Source organism: Niabella insulisoli (assembly GCF_039652435.2).
Classification (GTDB): Bacteria; Bacteroidota; Bacteroidia; order Chitinophagales; family Chitinophagaceae; genus Niabella; species Niabella insulamsoli.
On sequence record NZ_CP190246.1, the window covers coordinates 4,062,239 to 4,079,072 of the forward strand.

Here is a 16,834-nt window from a genome sequence, read left to right on the forward strand (position 1 = left end):
CCAAGGGTAACCATTGAAGAAATCTTAAAATTCAGTGTTGCCGCTGAATCGAAAATTTCAGACCGGATGCGCTTCAACTGCCCGATGGGCGATTTAATTTATCTTTCCACACAAGACCACACATCGCTTTGAACGGATTATTCCCTTTCCAGTTCTTCTTGTAATATTCTTCTAACGTCTTCTACTGTTTCTTTTTCTAAGTCGGCTCTTTTTTCGAGCTCCGACGGCGTCATTCTCATAACGCTTCTGGCAGTGTCGCAACCGATTTTTTTCAAGGCGTCGATCACCCACTCGTCGATCTCATCGCTAAATTCTTCCAGATCCACATCAAATTCTTCTTCTTCGTCATCAGTATCTCTGTAAACATCTAACTCAAAACCTGTCAATTCTGAGGCCAGTTTAATATTCGCGCCTCTTTTACCAATCGCCAGTGAAACCTGGTCGGGTTTGAGGTAAATGCTGGCCCGCTTGCCTTCGGTATCGAGGCTCATGCTGGTGATTTTTGCCGGTGTCAGCGATCTTTGAATCAGCAGCTGTGTGTTGGCCGTCCAGTTGATGACGTCGATATTTTCATTTTTGAGTTCTCTAACGATCCCGTGAATACGGCTTCCCTTCATGCCCACACAGGCGCCCACCGGGTCGATTCTGTCGTCGTATGATTCTACGGCAACTTTTGCACGCTCTCCCGGATCGCGGACGATCTTCTTAATAATGATGAGGCCATCGAAGATTTCAGGCACTTCTATTTCCAGCAATTTGGCCAGGAAATCGGGCGATGTTCTTGATAAAATAATAACAGGATTATTATTTTTCAGATCCACGCGGGTAACCACGGCGCGGATATTTTCGCCTTTTTTGAAATAGTCCTGCGGAATTTGTTCGCTCTTGGGCAGGATTAGTTCATTGCCTTCTTCATCAAGTAATAAAATTTCTTTTTTCCAAACCTGGTAAACCTCGGCGCTGATGATTTCGCCAATCCGGTCTTCGTATTTTTTTGCAAGTACATTTTTCTTTAAATCGCTGATGCGGCCTGCGAGCGTTTGCTTTGCGGCCAAAATAGCGCGGCGTCCGAAATCGATTAGGTCAATTTCTTCGTACAGATCTTCTCCCACTTCATAATCCGGCTCGAGCTTGATGGCATCGGAATAAGCCACTTGTGCCAGCGGGTCTTCTACCTCTCCGTCTTCAACGATCGTTCGGTGGCGTACAATTTCGAGATCCCCCTTTTCAGCATTCACAATTACATCGAAATTATCATCGCTTCCGTATTTTTTACGAAGTAGCGTTTTAAAGACGTCTTCCACCACTTTCATCATTGTGGGCCTGTCGATATTTTCAGCGTCTTTAAACTCCTGAAACGCCTCTATAAGATTAATACTCGCCATAGCAATTCATGTGTTTATATTTTTTAATGTTCAAAATGAATAGATTTCGAATAAGATTTTTTTTGAAAATTTTATTCACGGCTATTTCATAATTCGATATACTACTTTCTGCCGTAGCAGAAAAAGTTTTAAAATTTTATTTGTACCTGCGTTGACTTTATATCACCCAACCCGATCTTATGCTCGATCGTTTCTGCCTTTTTACCGCGTCCTTTTGTTTCAACTACAGTGATTTCCGCTGCTTCTACCGCAGCCAACTGCCCTTCGATTTTGCTGCCGTCCTTCAGGTCGACTTCTACAAACCGGCCTGTATTTTTTTGATATTGCCGGTGCATTTTCAGCGGTTCTCCAAGGCCCGGCGAAGAAACTTCCAGCGAAAAATCTCCGTCCGGAAATAAGGGGCCTTCTTCTAACACCTTGTAGAGCGCCCGATTGTACCTGACCAGGTCATCGATGCCCACGCCTTTATCTCCATCAATAAAAATTTTTAAATTGTTGGTAGGCTTTACTTTAATCTCAACTAAAAAATGTTCCGGATTGCCTGAGAGGATTTCCAGCATTTCGTTTTCGACTTGTTGAAGAACAGCTTCCATGTTGTATATTCCGACAAATAAATAAGGGAACGCCATCGTTCCCTTTTCTCAAAATCTTGCGCAAAGTTACAATTTTTTAGTTAAAAACCTTGTGTTAACTTTAAATTATTATAAGTGGCGCTACTATTTAAAACATTTTGCCGCTGCTTCCGTTTACATAAAGTAGAAAGAAGATTCAATTATGAGTGCTATCGGGTTTATATTATTATTGATTTTTGGTTGGTTTTTTTATAATCTTTTGGTGAAGGTGGTGCTTCCTGTTTACAGAACGACGCGACAGATCAGGAGGCAATTCAGGGATATGTCGAACCAGAGAGAAAGCCATTCTTCCGCCGACAATCAGACTGCGCCGCCAAAAGAAAATGCGACCGAAAAAGTTGGGGAATATATTGATTTTGAGGAGGTGAAATAAGCTTTTAGCTCGAGTGATCCTGAACGATCAGCCATTGATTACCGATCTTTTTAACGATTAAGGTGAAATGCCCCTGCAGGTTTCCGATGGAGCGCGTGAGTTTCCATTTCCCGATAATATTATACGTCGATTCTGATAAAGCTTCTATCCGGATGAGGTCGAAGTTCAGTTGGCCCATTGATGCCCTGTCGGGATAATTCTTTTTATAATTCAAAAGCGTGTTTTTCCAACCGTAGGTTACGCCACTTTTTCCAACAAACACTAAGGAATCGTTTTGCCAGTAAGTGTTCATAAATTGCTCCAGGTTGCCTTCGTTCCAGGCCCGGGTTTGTTTTTCAAGTATCCCTCGGACAGCGGCCGGCGCTTTCGTCTGGCCTGAAACATTCGCCACGCAGAGCAGCAGCGCCAATACAATTCCTAATTTCATTTGCTTAACCTTTTCAATTTTTTTAGATGCCCGGTTGGGTTTGAAATAAAGCGCAGCGGGTCGGTTTAATAATGATCATGATTGCAATCGGTCGCATGCGCATGATTGTGCACTCTGCAATACCGGTAATTTAAAATATGAGCCGCCACAATACAAATTACGGCCGGCACAAGCAACACCACATGATAAGCTAAAAAAACCTGCTTTAATACCAAAAAAATCATCCCCGCCACGAACAAGCCCAGCGGCGCTTTTCGGTGATGGTGCCATTTGTATCCATGCCACAACGCGTAGCAACCGATCACAAAGGCCAGGATAATCATCCCAATTTCAAAGGCATGATTGTCGATAATATTCACACCGAAAAGCGGCAAAGCCGCCAGAAACAGAGGCAGCACAGCGCAGTGAATAGCGCAGAGAATCGAAGTCGTAATGCCTAAAGCATCCCAGTTTATTTTTTTCATCCGACTGCAAAAATAAAATAAAAGCAACAATGTTGCAAATAATGCGTGCTTTTATTCTAAGCCGCCGAAATCAATTGCAGGAGGAAGGCGCCGCGCAGGGCGGCTAAATGTGGCGCCGATGGGTGTTTGCTGGCTGAAAAAACCGAATGCATGCAGAAAAAAATCGTTGCCTGTAACACCGCCCTCATAATCTTGCCGATACCCTTTTCTTGCCGTATTATCCGCCGTAAACCTTGCTTCGGTAAGTTCATGCCACTTTCCGAGATTATCTTTTACCCATTGATTGGAGAACAATACTTTTCTATCGAGATTGCCTTGCGATGGATTAAAATTTTCGAGGAACGAATGCAGCCGCGTTAAGTAGGTGGCTTTTGTGGGACGTCGAAAACTGGCAATCAGCCGCCAGTTATTTTTTTCGTGATCAAAAAAATAGGCAGTATAAATGGTGTGGTTTGCGCCATCGGGTACTGCGTGCAGCAAGAATTTTTGCGTCACGCCAGCTTTCCAGGAATAACGCAAAAAACTTTGTCCGCCCGAGCCTTCACCACCAAATTCTCCTGTGTAAACCTGGTCGCCTTTTTTCAACATTTTTATTTTCTGTTCCTCAGGTATTTCTTTTGGATTGTCTGTAGAAAAAGGGCTCCAAACGGAAAATAATACACGCCGCTCAGTAGGAGCATTAACCTGTATGCCGAAATAGCCTTCGCCAAAACCGTTGGCCATAAAATAAGATCCAATAACGTCGTTGCCTTCGGGAACAGTAAGTTCATTATAAAACCATTCGGCTTTGACGCCGTCGGGGAGTTTATAATTGAGATGGGTGGACGGGCCGCGCCTTCCCCAATAAAAAAAGTTGCCCTCGTTGTTTTTTACAAATGCGGTGCGATCGCTGATCGCAGACCCTGATAAAACCAGCTCTTTGATATTGGCAAAACAGCAGCCGGACTTTTTAATGCCCGAAAACACGAATTTGATGTAGCCCGTATCCGCCACTTCCCAATCGCCCACCCTGTAATCGTCAGCTGCTTCGCCAACTGTTACCGAATAGCTTTTCCCGGCCAGCGAAACTCCAACTGTTGACGATCCTGCCGGCGTATTGGCGTTAATAGAAAGCTGTAGTTTTCCGGGCTTCGCCAGTCGGATATAAGTGGTGAACGTTTCTGCGCTTTGCTGCCAATCGGCGATGCCTGTGCGCCCCAGGTTTTTATTCTCCGTTGCGGAACTCCAGGTGTTGCCGGCTACGGGGACCCTGACTTGTTGACTGTAAATTGTTAAATGCGCCAACATTAAAGCCGCGCTACATAAAATACTGCTAACTCTGATCATTCTTTTTTTTATTCTATGGAAAATTTATTCATGCAAATTCAACTCATCCAGGAGTTGCCGAAGCTCGTCTACTTTTAGGGGCTTTTTGATAAGCTTGCGTATATTTTTGTTACTTGCCGCTCGTTCAATATCAGCGATATCGTCTGTCGAGGAGATCATGATGATATCGCTTTTCTGTTTGAAAGATAGCGGCAATTTCTCGTACTCGTTTGTGAACTCAAATCCGTCCATTTCCGGCATTTGAATGTCGAGCAAAATAACAAGCGGAAATAATTCCGGATTTTCGAGGTTTTTTACAATAAAGTCTAACGCTTCTCCCGCAGCAGGAAACAATGCAACTTCCTTGAACAACTGCATACGGTCTGCGATTATAGCGTTGATTTTCCGATCAAACTTGCTATCATCGATAATAATTAAAAATCGCGATTTGTTAGCATTTGAATACATTGGTCCGTTGAGATGAGGCGATGTGAATTTTGTGTGAATGTACGACAGTTCCTCCGAATCTCTAGCGTCTGGCCAAAACAATTTACGATTTTTAATCAATTGTATACAGCTCCTGCGCAGCGCCCTTCAATTCCTCAATTTGAAGGGGCTTTTTAAGTAATCGCTTGATGTTTTTGTCCACGTCTACCTTCGTAATATCGACCAGATCATCGGTCGATGATAGCATAATCACATCGCTTTGCTCCATAAACGAATCTGGAAATTTGTTATAGCGCTTCATAAAATCAAAGCCATTCATGGATGGCATTTGAATATCCAGCAGAATTAAGTGGGGGAATACTTCTCTATTGTCAAGGTTTTCGCTTAAAAAATCGAGTGCTTCTTCGGCGGATGGGAAACAAAGAATTTGCTTGAAAAGCTTAGTATGGCTGGCGATTCCGGAGTTAATTCTTAAGTCGAATGAGCTATCGTCCACGATGATTAACAAATTGGGTGTATGGGCTTTTAATGGCATCTTAAATAAACGATGATTTTTCGGCTACCCCTTATGCAGAATTAGGTATCCGAATGGTGAATTTGGTCCCGGAGTCTACCACCGATTCTACGGAAATTTTTCCTTCCAGCTTAGCCAGCGCCTCTCTCACAATAAACAACCCCAGACCGGTTCCTTTTTGGTTATGTACTCTGAAGAACTGATTAAAAATCCTGTTCAAATGATCATTTAATATTCCTAACCCGTTGTCGATGATGGTAACAACGGCGACCAGACGGTTTACCTTTACGTCTATTTGGATCAACTTGTTTTCCTCTTCCGGCTTTTGATATTTGATGGCGTTAGAAATCAGATTGCCCAAAATAATTTCAATGCGAAATACATCTCCAACAAACTTTTCAGGCTGATCGACATTGATCTCAAATTTAATTTGTTCACTGCCCGTGTTAGCCAGCTTGTGAATCGCAATTAAATCATGGATTACTTTATTAAAATCTACATCTTCTTTTACCTCGCTATACCTGCTGTTTTTATAATATTGCAGCGTGCTGGTAATATTATAATCGAGCCGGTTACAACATTCTTCCATTAAACTCCAATACTCATTGCCTTTTTCTGATTCATTGTAAATATTATCGAGCTTAGCAAGATTGATGACGCCCAAGGCTGAAGCCAGTGGCGCTCGCAGCTCGTGAGAGATGCTATAAATAAACCGGTTGAGCTCATCATTGGTTTTTTGAAGTTCGGCAAGTTTTTCTTTCAGTTCTCGCCGTGTGCGAAATACATCATAGGCATTTTGAATGCTGTTGTTTAATTCAATCTCGTTCCAGGGTTTAGTAATATATCGATAAATATCACCGTCGTTGATAGCTTCAGCCAGCGCCTGGATGTCGGTATAACCGGTTAATAAAATCCTGATAGGTTCGGGATAAAGCTTTTTGACTTTCTTGAACAACTCGACCCCCGTCATGCCCGGCATGCGCTGATCAGAGATAACCACATGTACTTCCGTTTGTGACAAGATATCCAGCGCCGCCGCACCGGAATTGGCAGTATATATCTCATACAATCGGCGAAAGTTAGCCTTAAAAGAGCTTAAATTGTTCTCTTCATCGTCGACGTATAGTACTTTGATTATGGTCATAAAGGGAAAATTAAGCCTTAGTTTAGATAATTTACTGGTAAAGTTATAATAAATTCAGTGCCCGCTCCAAAATTAGAAATTACTTCTATGGTGCCGTGGTGGCTATCGATGATTCCTTTTACAATTGACATTCCGAGCCCTGTTCCCTGGCCTACAGGTTTGGTCGTATAAAATGGATCAAATATTTTTTCCTTTATTTCCTCGGTCATACCGGTGCCATTGTCGCTAATAGCAACTTTTACGGATCCGTTTTGCTCAAACGTTTTAATGGTCATGACGCCGGTTCCCGGTTGTGTTTCCTGTCGCTCCGCAATTGCCTGAAGCCCGTTGGTTATAATATTCATGAACACCTGGTTGATTTTCCCCGGCGTGCATTCCACGTGTGGAATAGCGCCAAACTCTTTATGGAGTGTAAAATCGCGTGGAAACGAATTTTTCACAAGCATTAAAGTAGATTGAAGCCCTTCGTTGAGATCGGCGAACTTCACGTTGGCTTCATCGACACGCGCAAAGTTTTTCAGGTTGCTGACGATTTCTGCTGTTCGCTGCGCTCCATCCTTAATGCCGCTTAGCAGCGTTTTTATTTCCTCATTGACATAATCGAAATCTATCTGCTTTTTGTATTGTTCCACTTCTGAAAGCTGTTCGTCCAAACTGCGCGAAGCATCGATAGCTCCGTATTTGTCGATGACGCTTAAAAGATCGTTGATATCTAATTCTAAGGGCTTGATATTGGATGTGACGAAATTGATAGGATTGTTGATCTCATGCGCGATGCCGGCTGTCAACTGGCCCAACGACACCATTTTTTCTGACTCAACTAATTTGCTTTGTGCGCCTTTTAACTCAACAAGTGTACTGTTCAGTTCGCTATTGGCTTTTTCAAGGTCCTGAGTTCTTTCATGCACCTGTTTTTCCAAAATGATGTTCTGATCCTTGACCAAACGTTCATTTTCCAACGAAATTTCCAGCGCTCTTTTCCGGGCCAATTCCTCCTCGCGGCGATAAGTGTTAATCCTGTCTGCCAACGCTAAAGAAAGCAATACGGCTTCTATGGCAGATCCGATCTGCAGCGCATAAAAAGTAGCGTTATTATAAGGAAGGATGCCGACATTTCTCAGGACAAAAACGATAACGCTGCATAAAAAAACCGACCACGCAATGAGTAAGGTTTTGGCGCCATGAATTCGTTTCAAAGTGAGGAAAACACAAACTCCCAACACATAAAAAGCGGTAAAAAAAGCTGCCGATTGCACGACGATCTGCCCGATTCTGAACATGCCCATCAGCACCAAAAGCAATGAAACCGCATAAAACCCTTCAAACCAGAAAATGCCCGTATTGAGTCGTTTGGATACCACTTTAAGATTCAAAAAATTTCTGATAAATTCTAACGCGGCGAGCCCGTTAAAGAAGGGCACAAGCACTGCAGCGTAGTTATTAATTCCTGGAAGATTGGGCCAAAGAAAACGAAAAGCATATCCCTGCAACATCGCCTGCGTGATTCCTACAAAAACCATGTAGAGCACATAGTAAAAATAGCTTTGCTCTTTAGTCGAAAAAAAGAGAAATAGGTTATACAGCACCATTACGAGAATGAGCCCCGTGTATAAACCAAAAATCAGGTCATTGGTGGCTAGTTTTTCCAGCGTTTTTTCTACATGGCCTACCGTGATGGGAATAAGCAATTGCTCGGAGGCCTGCACTTTAAGAAAGAACGTTTTTTGAGCGCCCTCGGGGACGGCTGCATCAAACATATAAGTTTGATATTTGTACTTCCGGTTTTTAAACGTTTTTTCCTCAGTCAGGACGGTGGAGTCGAAGGCGCCGGTCGTTTCATTTTGTGTATATAATACCGCTCTGTCAATCGTTGCATGCTCGAGATTGATAATCAAATTCGGATTCGGCGTATTGTTTTCAACAACGAATTTTACCCAATAAGAAGAAAAAGAGATGAAAAAACCCGGCACGTCCGACTCGGAAGTGATAAAAGGCATTTGTGCTACTTCGCTGATAGTGAAACTGCTGCCTTTATCTTCGAGATACTGGATGTGGCCATCGACAACACTAAAAAGTGTTTCCTCATCAGTAATCCGCACGGGTTCCTGTCCATACAAAATTCCGCTCGTCGTAAAAAGGCAAATAAGAAATAGGTAAATCCTGATTTGGATCATCATTATATTTTTAATAAATAATCCACCAACATATCGCCTTTCGGGCCTGTTTCCACTACACGCTGCTGTATGGGGTTGTCGAATAATTCAAAAATCTTTGCTCGCTCCTTTTCGTCTGCACTGACCAGCGTTTGGCAATCGTTGATAACCATTGCCGTAGCTACAAAATCGTCTTTGGGATAAAAAAATTCGCCTTTATTTCCCAGTGTCGTTTCGATAAGCCCTCCTATTCTTCGTCCAATCCTGACGGTAACGGGTGCACAAAGAAAAAATATTTTTTCAACGTTCAATTGCATGGCCATCACCACGCCTACCCGGGCCATAAAAATACTCCCGATTCCCATGCCTGCTACTTCCCTTGAATTCCAAAGGCCGCATATTTCTGAGGAACCCGGCGTGGCCTGCTCATGAATTTTTGGATCGTATTTTCCCACGGCAGCTTCAATGGGAAGCGGAAGTTTACCATCGGCCACCTGAACGCGCGCACCGCCGAAAACCTTGGACCGGTCTAAGCTTTCGGCGACAACCACGTATGTGTTTTCATGGTGCATCCAGCTATTGTTGCTCGAAGTGATTTTAGCTACTCCAAAATGGAATTCCAGAAGCCGCCTGTGCCCATCAATAAACTTGAGGCAGGTTTCTTCATCCGATATGGCTTTAAACGCTCTGATAGCTATTTCCACCGCAACCGTTTTATTTAATTAATTGGCTAAAATCGACATAATACCTTCCTGAAGTAGTCGTTTCCGACAAAAATATGCGCCGGCAAGTATCCGTCACCATAGCTCCGCCCAGCATCACCGAGGAGGCTAATTGGGGCCAGGTGTTAATGCTTTTTCCCATTTCGCTTAGCGAATATTTCATCCGTTCAGAAAGGGATGAAAGATCAACCATCGCGTCTAAAACCGGCAGCTTCTCCTGGCTTGTAAGATCTTTTAGTTTTGTCAAATCCATATCTTCCTTCAGATTCCCGTGGAATAAGGGCCGCTCGGGCTCCAGGTCAAAGCGTTCTACATCCAGCATGCCGCGGTCATTGGTATCCATCACTACGGGAATTTTCTTTTCCCGCGCTTTCAGCCTGCTGAGTATTTTCACGTCGATACTGTCGCACTCTTCTACCAAAATATCAATCTGGCTGCTCCCCTCACCCAAAAATGTGTCAATATTGTTTTCGTTGATGCCTTCCGGGAAGCATGTTACTTCGAGATAGGGATCGAGTTCGGCGATTCTCTGAGCCGATACGATTGCCTTCGATGCTCCCAAATTATAAACATTGCAGTTACTTAACCTATTCATATTCCCCAACTCGATGTCGTCAAAGTCAGCCAAATATAAGGCTCCGCAAATTCTTTCGGTGGCGATTGTCAGCGCAATCGATTGCCCAACGGATAATCCTATAATGCCGATCCTCTTTTTTTTCAATATCTCAAGTTCTTCGGGCTTTATTTTATAAACGTTTCTGCTGGTTCTTACCTGAACAAACTCCTCCTCGTCTAACAAATGCACCAATTTTTGCGACCAGGGATAATACACCCAAACCCCACATTCATCTAAACTCGATGAGCCCCGATAGTCGCGGATAAAATCCGAAACATCATCCTTGGTAAGGTGCCTGCCGGCGTTTTTTATTTTTGCCAATTCTGCTAGCTGGCTTTCAATTGTATCGTATATTTGTATAGCAGGAGTTTGAGATAAAAGCTCTTCGAGTTTCCTCGCTTCTTCACCCTCTTTCAACCTGTAAAAGAATGGTTTATATGCGGTATAATACTTTCCGGACACATTGTAACCTAGAGGCATTAACTTATTTTTTGTACTTTTTACAATTTTTGCAACATAAATATAGAACAGAAATTTAACAAAATTCTCTTTTTTATGGGTGAAGAAAATAATTATAAGAACATTCTTTATGTGGACGATGAAGTTCATAACCTGAACTCTTTCAGGGCGGTTTTCAGACGTTCTTATAATATTTTTACGGCCTTGTCTGCCGAAGAAGGCCGGAAGATTTTGGCGGAAAACACCATTCACCTCATCATTACCGACCAGCGCATGCCCGGAACAACGGGGATCGAATTTTTAGAATCGATCATAAAAGATCATCCTTCGGTACCGCGTATTTTGTTGACAGGATACACCGATATTAACGCTGTTATCGATGCTATTAATAAAGGATCGGTTTATAAATATGTACAAAAACCCTGGTCGGAGGAGGAACTTCGTTCTACAATCGAGAACGCGCTAAAACTTTACACCACGACGAAAAGCCAGGAAGAACTTACCGATAAGTTGTTGACTACCAACGAGCAGCTGGAATTTTTATTGAGGCAAAACCTGCTTTCCTAAGCGCTATTTTTTTAAGGATTTTTCTTTTTTTAGGATTTTGAGCAATACCGGCTCTACTTTGGCCACCCTATCTCCTTTTGAAAGCGACTTCGTTTTTAAATACGGTTGCAGGCGGGCATCTTCATACATTTCGAGAATCAGCGGATGCACATAATGGCTTTTGCAGACGGCCGGTGTGTTGCCCAATGTTTGTGCAACGCAGTTTAACGCCGTGACCATATTTTTCTTCATTTCCGTTTTTGTTTCATAACCTCCGATTTTGGCAAACTGAAGCATGCAATCGACCGTGCCCGACCAGGTGCGGAAATCTTTGCTGGTAAAAGCGCCGCCCGATATGTCTTTGATATAATCATTCACATCACCGCTGCTGATGGCGTGCCGAGTGCCTTCATCGTCGATATATTGAAAAAGCTCTTTGCCGGGAATTTCCTTACACTGCTTGATGATGCGGGCCAGCCGGGCGCTTTTCATAGATATTTTCTGATGAACCCCTTTTTTGCCTTTAAAGCTAAACGCTACTTTTTGTCCGTTTATTTTTATATGTTGATCTTTCAAGGTTGACAATCCGTAAGATCCATAAAGTTTCTCGTACATATTATTGCCCACGCGAATGCCGGTTTTATCCATAGTGCTTACAACTGCCGCCAACACTTTTTGCTTCGTAAGCGCGGGTTCGGCAAGATGAGCGGACAGCTTTTTTCTAATCGCGGTGAGCGTTTGTCCAAATTGGAGCAAGCGATAAAATTTAGTTTCCTTGCGCAGGGCATTCCATAAAGGATGGTAACGATATTGTTTTCGGCCGGCGGCATCGAGCCCGGTACATTGCAAATGGCCGTTTTCCATTGCGCATATCCAGACATCTTTCCAGGCGGGCGGGATCACCAGGCTTTTGATCCGTGCCAGTGTTTTTTCATCTTTCACTTTCTTCCCGTCTTTTTTATAATTGAAAGACTTCCCCGATTTAATGCGCTGAATGCCCTTTTCGGCATCAGAAACATAAACCAGTTTTACAATCCGCGCGCTTTTTTCGGGATCGTCGATAGCATCAACCAGCTTTTGGGGCGTAATGGAAATGCGGGTGTTGGCGGCTTCTATTTGCATTAAAAGCTACAAAGAAAAAAAGATGCCAAGCTATGCTACCGCTAATTTGTTGTACTTGTTTTTATACTCGATGGGCGTGAGCCCTGTTATTTTTTTGAAGGTACTTCTAAACGCTTTGGTATCGGTGTAGCCCACATCGTACATCACTTCGTTGATATTTTTGCGGCTGCTTTCAAAGCTTTTCTTCGCGGCCTCAATCTTCACCCTTTGGATATATTCTAATACCGAATTGTTGGTGGCATGTTTAAACCGCCGCTCCAGGCTTCTGCGGCCCAAAGCAACATGGCTGGCGATATCGTCTATCGTGAGGCGATCTTCAATATTTTGCTCGATAAAATCCTGGGCCTGCCGCACCGCTTCGTCGTTATGATTTTTTTGCGCTGTGAACACCGCAAAGGCCGACTGGCTGCTACGGTCAATATCGATTGCAAAATATTTGGATACCAAAATAGCGATCTGGCGATCTGTATATTTTTCAACCAAATGCAACAACAGGTTCCAGTAAGAAGAGGCTCCGCCGCTCGTATACACCCGGTGTTGCTCGGTCACGATACTTCCATCCTGAATGATCACGTCAGGAAACATGTCGCGAAAAGTGTTGATATAGCCCCAATGAGTACTGCACTTTTTTCCGTTAAGCAACCCTGTCGATGCCAGCAGAAAAGCGCCCACGCAGAGCGAAGCAATTTCCGCGCCTTCTTTATATTGCCAAACGATCCATTCGGCCAGTTTAGCATTGGCGCTGACCGCAGTTGTCATCTCTCCAAACAATGCCGGCACGATCACGAGGTCGGCAACGCCGGTTTCAGACAACACCTGATCAACAGTTACAGAAAATTGGTTGCCGCTAAAGCGCACTTCTCTTTTCTCGCCTACAAGCTGAACCTTGAAAAGCGGTTCTTTACCGCTTACCTGCAAAAATTCATTTACGGTATTAAAGCAGTATTGCGGATCCGCTACGGCCTGAAGCACAGCATGCTCAGGCACGACGATGTAGATCATTTTCATGTCGAAATCTCTGATTTATAGGTTGAAATTACGAGGTTTAAAGCTTCTTTTTGGGCTTCACAACGCAACATACCGGCTTCCGTCACCAGCCGAACGGAAAATTAATACATATTAGTCGTTTTTAAGCTTCGGTCTTAAAAACCTTCCGATGACAGGCAACTGCGCGAATTCCTTTTTTTCCACCTGAACAATAAATAAGAAGTATAAGATGAAAACCAATGTTGCCACACCATAATTGATCCACGCATTTGGAAAGGCAAGTTTTACAAAATGATGGATGGCGTAAAAGATCACCGCGATGATGATATACGCTATCAACTTACTCGTTGCGTAAGGTATGCGGTACTTTTTTTGTCCCCATACATAAGAAATAATCATCATCACTCCATAACAAGAGAACGTAGCCCAAGCGCAGGCCAGATACCCGTAATAAGGAATGAAAATATAATTGATCAATATCGTGATGGCCGCTCCAATAAGTGTGATATAAGCGCCGGCTATCGTCCTGTTGCCCAATTTATACCAGATGCTCAAATTGTAGTAAATCCCCAAAAACATATTGGCCAGCAGCAATATTGGAACGACGCTTAACCCCACCCACATTTCAGTGTTGCGAATAAAATATTTCCATATATCTAAATATAATACGACGAATAAAAACATTAAACACACAGTGATGACGAAGAACTTCATCACTCTTGCATAAATGCGCGGCGCATTTTCGCTCGACGACTGGCTAAAAAAGAAAGGCTCCGCGCCCATTTTAAATGCCTGTACGCCAAGGCTGATAAGAATCGATAATTTATAACAGGCAGCATATATACCCACTGCGGACTCTGCATCTTCCACGCCGCCAGTGGGCTGCCACCATTTCAACAACATGATACGGTCAGCTGTTTCATTGATCATCCCGCCCAATCCCACCAGAATTAAAGGCAGGCTGTAACCCATCATTTCTTTCCAAAGAGACTTGTTGAGGTTAAACTTAAAACCCCAAAATTCTTTCGATAATATCAAAAAGACGATTACGTTTTGAATCAGATTAGCCAATAATACATAGCCGACCGCCCAGTCTTTATTATAAAAATGACTGAGAACGTGGTCTGGTTCCTGCTCAATCAATTTAGGGCAAATGCTAAGGAAAAAATAAATGGTGATAATGTTTACGATGATACCCGTAAGCTTGGTAAACGCAAATTTTCGTGGCTGGCCATTCTGTCGCAATTTCGCAAAAGGAATGGTGGTAAGGGCGTCCATTGCAATGATAGCCGCCACGAGCATCAGGTATTCGGGCTTATCGGCAACTGACAATAATTGAGAGAGGGGCTTGTTAAAAGCAATTAATGCCAGTGTAAGTATCAGTGTAGAGTAGATCAGCGACAAGCTTGTTGTGCTGTAAACTTTATCCTTGTCATAATTTTGTGAGAACCTGAAAAAGCCGGTTTCCATTCCGTAAGTAAAAATCACATTCATAAACGGGATAAAAGCATACAAAATGCTCATTTCCCCGTATTCACCCGTAGTAAATTTGTAAGTCAGATAGGGTGTAAGCAAATAGTTTATAAACCTTGCTGCAATCGAACTTACGCCATACCAAATTGTCTGTCCTGCCAGTTTTTTAATGCCACTCAAAGTAAAAAATTATAGCGCAAATTTAAAGTACTTAAAATAAAACGGATAGTTAATATACCTTTGCATCCAGCATTCTTTCAACAACAAAACCTATACGTATCATTATGATTAAACAAGCAGCGCTATTTGTAACATTCGCCTTTGCAGCAGGCCAGGTATCAGCTCAGGCATTTGAGGGCAAAGTAAAATACGGCAAAGCAGAAGAGCCCGCCATCGTAATGATCTATGATTACCCGGAAGAAATTGTAACGAATGCGTTTACAGCAAAATTTACCGACAAACAATATCGCAGCGAAGAAAGCAAAGATTTTATCGTTTACACCAACGCGGTGATGAGCGAGGTAAGCCAGAGCAAACTCGATTATTTTTTAAAAATGGAAGAAGCCGGGCGGCAGGGATCGGAAAAAACAACGGTTTACCTGATTATGCACGGTTCGGGCGATATTGAAGGCGCTGCCAACCTCGGCCAAAGGGCCAAGTCCTTTTTAGAGAAGATGAAGTCGGATGTGGAACGCAGCAGCACAATCGCGGCTATCAAAAAGCAGGAGACACTGCTTGTAGATGAAGAAGATATTTTGCTGAAACTCAAAAATGAGCAAAAAGAAATCGAAGCCCAACTGGAAGCCAACAAAGCCAAACAAACCGCCCAGCAAAAAATTGTAGCTTCCCAAAAAATGATCGTCGACGACCTGAAAGCTAAATTGAATTAATTCACGCCTTTTAAACTTCCGTCGAGATATTTTAAATAATAGAGCTTTTTATTTTCATAATGGCTCACTTTCCCGTTTTGATAATCGGGTTGAATGTTCATATCGAAAAAAGCGCGGAATTCAGAGCCGCCCAGTTTTGTATTGATATTCCGTCCGTATTTATTCAACAATTGCCCAAACCTATAGGTGAGGCCGTAGGCTCTGAACACAAGATCGCTCGGGCGGGCATACATTTTTTTCGTGTAATATTCTGAAATATAACGGCTGGCCGCGTCTGTTCTTGCATTATAAAAAGGAGTACTGTAAATAACTTCCACCCCTTTGAAATCTGCCTTTCCCAAATCGATGTTTTCCCAGGTGGGCATCCCAATTAGCGTTAAAGAAGCATAATTTTTTCTGCTTTCAGAAAATTGCTTTAATACGCGCATTCCAAAATCGGTATCCAACGAGCCTACCACATATAACCCGACTTCGGTGGGCTGCGTGGTCGTGCCTAAAGCCTTCAACGCAATATCATCATTTACTTCCCTGAAATTAAAATTAACCGCGTTTTTAAAGTGCTCATTAAGCGTTTCAAAAACAGTGCGGATATATTTTTCAGAGGAAGATTTCCTGGTAATCACTGTCACCTGTTTGCCGGCATACTTTGTTTTAAGATAATTGTACAAACCTTCCAGCTGCGTTTGAATTGTCGGATTCATCACTACGAAATAAGGGTTGTCAGTGGTGTTGGCATCATTGGGAACGGTGGCGTTGAGGACGGTTATTTTTTTATCAGCGCCGAGCCGGGCCAATGTATTGAGCTCGGATAGTGAGCAATTGGCAATGATAAGTTCAACGCCATCGGCTGCGCATTTGCTGAACTGTTGCGCCAACGTTTCCCGCTTCGATTTGGTGTCATAAACATGAATATCAAGCGGAATGTTCAATTTGTTGAGCGAGTCGATCGCCAACGAAGCGCCATGATAAAACTCTAACCCATTGATTGATTGCTTAGGGAAATTTTTTCCGGAAAACCGATAGCTTCCTGCGTTATCAAAAGCTTCATCAATATAAAGTGGTGTAAAAATGGCCATCTTGTGGCGCGCTCCCCCGAAGGTTTGCGCCTGCAGATGCATGATGGCAACAAGAAAAAAAGTCAGCAATAAACAAAACTGTTTCATTATCAGTGGTAT

18 protein-coding genes are annotated in these 16,834 nt (G+C 43.0%); 3 read left to right on the forward strand and 15 right to left on the reverse strand.

Annotated elements, in window-relative coordinates; all coding sequences use genetic code 11:
• Nucleotides 1–137 precede the first annotated feature (137 nt).
• On the reverse strand, nucleotides 138–1,385 hold the full coding sequence (nusA, locus tag ABDK00_RS17255; RefSeq protein WP_346236084.1) for a transcription termination factor NusA: 1,248 nt from the start codon (nucleotides 1,383–1,385) through the stop codon (nucleotides 138–140).
• A gap of 128 nt (nucleotides 1,386–1,513) precedes the next feature.
• Nucleotides 1,514–1,978 carry a ribosome maturation factor gene (locus tag ABDK00_RS17260; protein WP_346236083.1) on the reverse strand — a complete coding sequence of 155 codons (465 nt, stop codon included), beginning with the start codon at nucleotides 1,976–1,978 and terminating at the stop codon, nucleotides 1,514–1,516.
• Nucleotides 1,979–2,159: 181 nt separating this feature from the next.
• Between ABDK00_RS17260 and ABDK00_RS17265 the strand changes: the two genes are divergently transcribed.
• Nucleotides 2,160–2,390, forward strand: coding sequence for a hypothetical protein (locus ABDK00_RS17265; RefSeq protein WP_346236082.1), 231 nt, complete (start codon nucleotides 2,160–2,162; stop codon nucleotides 2,388–2,390).
• A 4-nt stretch (nucleotides 2,391–2,394) separates the two neighbouring features.
• Here the strand turns inward: ABDK00_RS17265 and ABDK00_RS17270 are convergent, their stop codons facing one another.
• From ABDK00_RS17270 to ABDK00_RS17310, 9 genes are all read right to left on the reverse strand, one after another.
• The gene (locus tag ABDK00_RS17270; RefSeq protein WP_346236081.1) at nucleotides 2,395–2,817 is read right to left on the reverse strand and encodes a nuclear transport factor 2 family protein; all 423 of its coding nucleotides are present in this window, start codon (nucleotides 2,815–2,817) and stop codon (nucleotides 2,395–2,397) included.
• A 65-nt stretch (nucleotides 2,818–2,882) separates the two neighbouring features.
• The gene (locus ABDK00_RS17275; protein ID WP_346236080.1) at nucleotides 2,883–3,281 is read right to left on the reverse strand and encodes a MerC domain-containing protein; all 399 of its coding nucleotides are present in this window, start codon (nucleotides 3,279–3,281) and stop codon (nucleotides 2,883–2,885) included.
• A gap of 51 nt (nucleotides 3,282–3,332) precedes the next feature.
• Nucleotides 3,333–4,607 carry a DUF3472 domain-containing protein gene (locus ABDK00_RS17280; protein WP_346236079.1) on the reverse strand — a complete coding sequence of 425 codons (1,275 nt, stop codon included), beginning with the start codon at nucleotides 4,605–4,607 and terminating at the stop codon, nucleotides 3,333–3,335.
• A gap of 24 nt (nucleotides 4,608–4,631) precedes the next feature.
• Complete coding sequence (locus ABDK00_RS17285; RefSeq protein ID WP_346237366.1) at nucleotides 4,632–5,054, reverse strand: response regulator; 423 nt, start codon at nucleotides 5,052–5,054, stop codon at nucleotides 4,632–4,634.
• Nucleotides 5,055–5,145: 91 nt separating this feature from the next.
• Nucleotides 5,146–5,568, reverse strand: a complete 423-nt coding sequence (locus ABDK00_RS17290) for a response regulator (RefSeq protein WP_346236078.1) — start codon at nucleotides 5,566–5,568, stop codon at nucleotides 5,146–5,148.
• A 31-nt stretch (nucleotides 5,569–5,599) separates the two neighbouring features.
• Nucleotides 5,600–6,691, reverse strand: a complete 1,092-nt coding sequence (locus ABDK00_RS17295; RefSeq protein ID WP_346236077.1) for a hybrid sensor histidine kinase/response regulator — start codon at nucleotides 6,689–6,691, stop codon at nucleotides 5,600–5,602.
• A 17-nt stretch (nucleotides 6,692–6,708) separates the two neighbouring features.
• Nucleotides 6,709–8,868, reverse strand: coding sequence for a sensor histidine kinase (locus tag ABDK00_RS17300; protein WP_346236076.1), 2,160 nt, complete (start codon nucleotides 8,866–8,868; stop codon nucleotides 6,709–6,711).
• Nucleotides 8,868–9,548, reverse strand: coding sequence for a hypothetical protein (locus ABDK00_RS17305; RefSeq protein WP_346236075.1), 681 nt, complete (start codon nucleotides 9,546–9,548; stop codon nucleotides 8,868–8,870). Before ABDK00_RS17305 ends, ABDK00_RS17300 begins: the two co-directional genes overlap by 1 nt.
• Before the next feature lie 10 nt (nucleotides 9,549–9,558).
• Nucleotides 9,559–10,662, reverse strand: a complete 1,104-nt coding sequence (locus tag ABDK00_RS17310) for a ThiF family adenylyltransferase (RefSeq protein ID WP_346236074.1) — start codon at nucleotides 10,660–10,662, stop codon at nucleotides 9,559–9,561.
• A gap of 75 nt (nucleotides 10,663–10,737) precedes the next feature.
• Here ABDK00_RS17310 and ABDK00_RS17315 point away from each other — a divergent pair, with 75 nt between their 5' ends.
• A complete protein-coding gene (locus tag ABDK00_RS17315) occupies nucleotides 10,738–11,208 on the forward strand; it encodes a response regulator (protein WP_346236073.1) in 471 nt (156 codons plus the stop codon).
• A gap of 3 nt (nucleotides 11,209–11,211) precedes the next feature.
• Here the strand turns inward: ABDK00_RS17315 and ABDK00_RS17320 are convergent, their stop codons facing one another.
• From ABDK00_RS17320 to ABDK00_RS17330, 3 genes are all read right to left on the reverse strand, one after another.
• Nucleotides 11,212–12,309: a DNA topoisomerase IB gene (locus ABDK00_RS17320; protein ID WP_346236072.1), complete on the reverse strand. Its 1,098-nt coding sequence runs from the start codon at nucleotides 12,307–12,309 to the stop codon at nucleotides 11,212–11,214.
• A 30-nt stretch (nucleotides 12,310–12,339) separates the two neighbouring features.
• Entirely contained in the window at nucleotides 12,340–13,317 is a 978-nt protein-coding gene (locus ABDK00_RS17325; protein WP_346236071.1) for a GlxA family transcriptional regulator, read from the reverse strand.
• A gap of 111 nt (nucleotides 13,318–13,428) precedes the next feature.
• Nucleotides 13,429–14,949, reverse strand: a complete 1,521-nt coding sequence (locus tag ABDK00_RS17330; RefSeq protein WP_346236070.1) for an oligosaccharide flippase family protein — start codon at nucleotides 14,947–14,949, stop codon at nucleotides 13,429–13,431.
• 104 nt (nucleotides 14,950–15,053) lie between these two features.
• Between ABDK00_RS17330 and ABDK00_RS17335 the strand changes: the two genes are divergently transcribed.
• Nucleotides 15,054–15,659, forward strand: coding sequence for a hypothetical protein (locus ABDK00_RS17335; RefSeq protein ID WP_346236069.1), 606 nt, complete (start codon nucleotides 15,054–15,056; stop codon nucleotides 15,657–15,659).
• Here the strand turns inward: ABDK00_RS17335 and ABDK00_RS17340 are convergent.
• Entirely contained in the window at nucleotides 15,656–16,822 is a 1,167-nt protein-coding gene (locus tag ABDK00_RS17340; RefSeq protein WP_346236068.1) for an ABC transporter substrate-binding protein, read from the reverse strand. The two genes, ABDK00_RS17335 and ABDK00_RS17340, sit on opposite strands and share 4 nt — an antisense overlap.
• Nucleotides 16,823–16,834 lie beyond the last annotated feature (12 nt).